Annotated in this window: 1 pseudogene; it reads left to right on the forward strand. The window is 56.3% G+C overall.

The features are described 5' to 3' along the window. Positions 1–102: 102 nt before the first annotated feature. Positions 103–1,204: pseudogene (locus JK635_RS29325) on the forward strand (IS3 family transposase). The last annotated feature ends 55 nt before the right edge of the window (positions 1,205–1,259 follow it).

Consider the following 1,259-nt stretch of genomic DNA (forward strand, 5'->3'; position numbering starts at 1 on the left):
CGCGCAGATCTTCCAGTCCGACTTCCCGCGCCTGCTGCAGATTGAGGTAGCCTGACGTTTGTGGACACTCCCGTTTGATAAACTGAGTCAATGGGAGAAAGCATGACGAGAACAGATTTGAGGACCTATACGCCCGAGTTTCGTGCGGAAGCGGTCAAGCTGGTATTGGAACAAGGACTATCGCTGGAAATGGCGGCGCAGCGGCTATCGGTGCCGAAAGGGACGCTGGCGAACTGGGTCACGGCTGCCAAGCGGGGATCAACAGCATCAACCTCAGCTCCCGGCAGTCGTAGCGTCGCTGACTTGGAAGCGGAGAACGCCAGGTTACGCCGCGAGCTCGCGGTGGAGCGCATGGAGAAGGAAGTCTTAAAAAAGGCCACCGCGTACTTTGCTCGGGAGTCGCTGCCCGGTACGCGCAATTGAAGACGATGCGGCTCGACTACCCGATAGCATTGCTTTGCCGTGTGTTTGACGTCTCACGCAGCGGCTTCTATGCCTGGCTTGCCCGCAAGCCGTCACAACGCCAGCAAGCTGACGAACGACTGAAGGTGGCCATCAAGGCAGCACACTGGCAGAGCCGTGAAACCTATGGCGTACGCCGGATGCAGCCAGAGCTGGTGGCACAAGGGTTCCTGGCTGGGCGTGATCGTATTGGACGGCTACGACAGGAATTGGGCTTGCGCTGCAAGCAGAAACGCNGACCCGCCCAAATGAAATGTGGCTGACCGATATCACTTATCTGCCCACTCGGGAAGGCTGGCTTTACCTGGCTGGCGTAAAGGATGTCTTCACATGTGAAATCGTCGGCTATGCGATGGACGAGCGCATGACGCAGGAGTTGACGGCCAGGGCGCTCTGGCAAGCTGTGTGCAACAAGCGACCACCAGCGGGATTGATCCATCATTCGGATAGGGGAAGTCAATATTGTGCGCATGCCTATCGCAAGTTACTGGACCAGTTTGGCATGCAAGCATCCATGTCGCGCAAAGGAAATTGCTTCGATAACGCACCGATGGAAAGCTTCTGGGGCAGCCTGAAAAATGAACTGACACATCACCAGCATTATGAAACGCGTGCCCATGCCAAGGCAGCGGTCCAGGAATACATCGAAATTTTTTACAACCGCCAGCGGCGTCATTCACGCCTTGGTTACCTGTCCCCTGCAGTGTTTGCTAATACCTTCAGACATCTGCAGGCCGCCTGACACGAGGGTGTCCATTATTGACAGTACACCTCAGACATGGGCAGGATTCTGGTGG

This window comes from Neobacillus paridis (genome assembly GCF_016765675.1).
Taxonomy (GTDB): Bacteria; Bacillota; Bacilli; order Bacillales; family Cytobacillaceae; genus Neobacillus; species Neobacillus paridis.